The sequence below is a fragment of the Parvibaculum sp. genome, assembly GCF_035511255.1.
Taxonomy (GTDB): domain Bacteria; phylum Pseudomonadota; class Alphaproteobacteria; order Parvibaculales; family Parvibaculaceae; genus Parvibaculum.
This window is the reverse complement of record NZ_DATKFR010000104.1, coordinates 1-3275: the sequence shown is the minus strand read 5'-3', so window position 1 is coordinate 3275 and position 3275 is coordinate 1. Positions and strand designations below refer to the sequence as shown.

Here is a 3275-nt window from a genome sequence, read left to right as displayed (position 1 = left end):
ATCGCCCGGGTGAAAATGGGTGAAGACGTAGTCGCCGTCATGAGCCGCGATCTTGCGCGCGCCGAGGCCGAGAATGCGCGCCCGCTGCGTGGCAGCGTCTGCCGATTGCAGGATGACCATGTAGCCCGCATCGCCGCCGCGCCGGCGGAGATAGCGCAGCGCCGATGCGTCCTCCTTCACCGGCTGCACAACCTCCAGGAACTCACCGCCGACCGGCATGACCGCGTTGACGAGCCCGAACACGCCGACGGCTGGATCGCGATAGGCGACCTTCAAACCAAGTACATTTCCGAGCTGATCGACAACAGGATCGAGATCATGCGCGACGAGCGCCACCTGACGTAGCCACATTTTTTCCTCCCTTTATCCTTTCGCATTTTCGGCAGGAACATGGTCGCCCCTGTTTTCTATTCAGTCCGTAGACGTATTAATTACGTCAACCCTGCTGCCGCATATTTGCCGCGCCTGGAAAACCGTTTTCTGTTGACGCTCCGACACCTATGGGCCTAGCATTTTCTCGTTGAACGGATCCAACGGAGGAGGTTTAAGAAGATGACTCCACCGACGCAAGCACGGTCCTGACAATTTGGACCATGCATTTCATCGCACACCTGACGCGTTCTTCATGCGTGACCGGTCAGCGAACCGTTTAGGCCAGAGAGCGCAACATGAACACTGACGCCCGGGTCGCTCACATTGAGTGCGCAGGCGAAAGCAATGGAACAGGCCCTGCTCTTAAGCTGGGGCGAGTGCCGGAGGCACATCCATAAGCAACCCCGCGAGGAACGCCCGACAGGATATCCGGGGCTTCCGCTGAGCGGGGTTGCGTGCATTTTAAAAATAAAACTTATCCCCGTTTTATTTCCGAAATCCCTTCCCATCTCCTCCTGACCGGCCCATTTGTCGCCTCGCGGCGGCTCCGGAAGCCGGATAAGGTCGGTCCATTGGGGACCGGAAAATGAGGGGACGAAATGTCGAACGGCCGCGTCGTGCTTTGGGGAATTCTCGCCGTCATCCTGTTGGTTGGCGTCTGGGTCTTTTCCAACATCAACACCATTCCGCGCCAGGACGAAGCGGCGAACGCCGCCTGGAGCCAGGTTCTCAACCAGTATCAGCGCCGTGCGGACCTCGTGCCCAATCTTGTCGCGACCGTGAAAGGCTACGCCGCGCATGAGGAAAAGGTGCTGACCGAAGTGACCAATGCCCGCGCCCGCGTCGGCCAGCTCACGGCTCCCGACCCGGCCGACGAAAAGGCGGTGGCGAATTATCAGGCGGCGCAGCGCGACCTCGGCGGCGCACTCTCACGACTCCTCGTCGTCGCGGAGGCTTATCCGCAGTTGAAGGCGAACGAGAATTTCCTGACCCTGCAGTCGCAGCTCGAAGGCACCGAAAACCGCATCTCCGTCGCGCGGCGCGACTATATTCAGGCCGTGCAGACCTACAACACGACGCTGCGCACCTTCCCGGGCCGCCTCGTCGCGGCGATCTTTTATCCGGACGCGAAGCCCAAGGCGAATTTCCAGGCCGAGCCCGGCGCGGAAAAAGCGCCACAGGTGCAATTCTAGGATGACAATGCGCGCCGCCCTCTTCGGCTTTCTGCTGGTCTTCGGTTTCGCCACCGGAGCGGCGGCGGCGGCCGTCACGCCGCCACCGCTGACCGGCCGCGTCGTCGACGCGGCGCATGTGCTGCCGGCAGACGAGGTGCAGAAGCTCGAGGCGGCGCTCGCCGAACATGAGGCGAAGACGAGCGAACAGGTCGTCGTCGCCACCGTGCCCTCGCTCGATGGCAATGACGTCGAAACCTATGCCAACCAGACCTTCCGCGCCTGGAAGCTCGGGCAGAAGGACAAGAACAATGGTGTCCTCTTTCTTGTCGCACCGAACGAACATGAAATGCGCATCGAGGTCGGCTACGGCCTCGAAGGCACGCTGACGGATGCCCTGTCCTCCCAGATCATCCGCGACATCGTCACGCCGCGCTTCAAGGCGGATGACCTGCCGGGCGGCATAGAGGCCGGCACAGCGGCGATCCTGAAGGTGCTGGGCGGCGGCACGCTGCCCGCGCCGAAACAGGACCAGACCGACTGGCAGGGCGCGCTGCCCTTCATCATCTTTTTCCTGATCTGGATGTTCATCGTCGCCAATGCGCGCCGCCGTGGCGGCCGCGGCCCCGGCATCTGGTGGGGCGGCGGTGGCGGCGGATTTGGAGGTGGCGGCTTTGGCGGAGGCGGTGGAGGTTTCGGCGGCGGTGGCGGAAGCTCCGGCGGCGGCGGCGCGAGCGGACGGTGGTGAGGCTCCTCTTTAACCCGCCAAGCTCCGGCCGAGTTCTGCGAACATCGCGGCGCGGCTACGGGCGCTAACTTCCAGCCATGCGACCGGCGTCGAAGCGAAAGAGTTCGACAGGATGACGTCGAAGCTCTGCTGGGAGAGCGTCTTCATCATCTCGCGCATCGTCGCCCGGTTCGGCGCGGTTACCCAATATCGCCATCCGCCATCGACCGGCACGATCGTATCCCCGATGAAGAGAAATCTCCGTCCTGCATGAGTCCAGAGATAGGAAAATGCCCCGCGCGTATGGCCGGGCGTCGGGATGATTTCGAGGTCGGGCGCGAACTGAGCGGGCCGGTACGGAAGCGGCTCCGCGACATGCACGCCCTGCTTCTTCAGAACGGCGGCTTCGATGTCCGAACAGATAATGGCCGCGCCGAACCGGTCGGCCATCGCCTGGGTATGGGAGAGCGCGTGATGACGATCTCCGAGCATTAGATGCGTGACCTTGCCCTGAGCCTTGATGTCGCGCGAAGCGGCGATGTCGGCCTTCGTCGCAAAGAGGAGATTCCCTGCCGGACGCTTGAGGAGATAGGTGAACGGCGTTTTCCCGTCCGGCCGCTCAGGCCCGATCAGGAAGAGCGATGGAAAAATCTCTTTCACTCTGGCTCCCGACATGCCGACACAAGATACCCTACCTCACCATCGCTGCCGCCGCCTTCGCCTCGTTGGGCCTCGCCCTTCGAGACGGGCCTGCGGCCCTCCTCAGGGGTGAGGAACCACTTCAGTGCCCCTCACCCTGAGGAGGCGCGATAGCGCCGTCTCGAAGGGCGAGGCCGCTGTGCCGATTGCCCCTGCCCGCCTCCGCGCCCTACAATCGGCCTCGATTCGTTCCCCCATCTTGAAGTTTGAGTTTTCATGGCCGCCCGCAAGACGTCCAAATCCGACGACACCAGCGATCTCTTTGCCGCCGCACCCAAGGCGCAGAAGTCTCCAAAACCTGTGGC

The 3275-nt window shown here is 62.7% G+C and carries 4 protein-coding genes; 2 read left to right on the top strand and 2 right to left on the bottom strand.

The annotated features are described in order from the left end of the window. Positions 1 to 351: VOC family protein (locus tag VMR03_RS03570; protein WP_325402357.1), on the bottom strand; the 351-nt coding region annotated here is incomplete at its 3' end. 620 nt (positions 352 to 971) lie between these two features. Here VMR03_RS03570 and VMR03_RS03565 point away from each other — a divergent pair. Continuing rightward, complete coding sequence (locus tag VMR03_RS03565) at positions 972 to 1565, top strand: LemA family protein (protein WP_325402355.1); 594 nt, start codon at positions 972 to 974, stop codon at positions 1563 to 1565. Between the two features lie 7 nt (positions 1566 to 1572). Beyond that, complete coding sequence (locus tag VMR03_RS03560) at positions 1573 to 2292, top strand: YgcG family protein (RefSeq protein ID WP_325402353.1); 720 nt, start codon at positions 1573 to 1575, stop codon at positions 2290 to 2292. 9 nt (positions 2293 to 2301) lie between these two features. Here VMR03_RS03560 and VMR03_RS03555 read toward each other — a convergent pair whose 3' ends face one another. Then, complete coding sequence (locus tag VMR03_RS03555; RefSeq protein WP_325402351.1) at positions 2302 to 2931, bottom strand: hypothetical protein; 630 nt, start codon at positions 2929 to 2931, stop codon at positions 2302 to 2304. Between the last annotated feature and the right edge of the window lie 344 nt (positions 2932 to 3275).

Bases quoted from the DNA above. Each gene is read 5' to 3' on its own strand.
- VMR03_RS03565 (WP_325402355.1), top strand. From the start codon at position 972: ATGTCGAACGGCCGCGTCGTGCTTTGGGGAATTCTCGCCGTCATCCTG.
- VMR03_RS03560 (WP_325402353.1), top strand. From the start codon at position 1,573: ATGCGCGCCGCCCTCTTCGGCTTTCTGCTGGTCTTCGGTTTCGCCACC.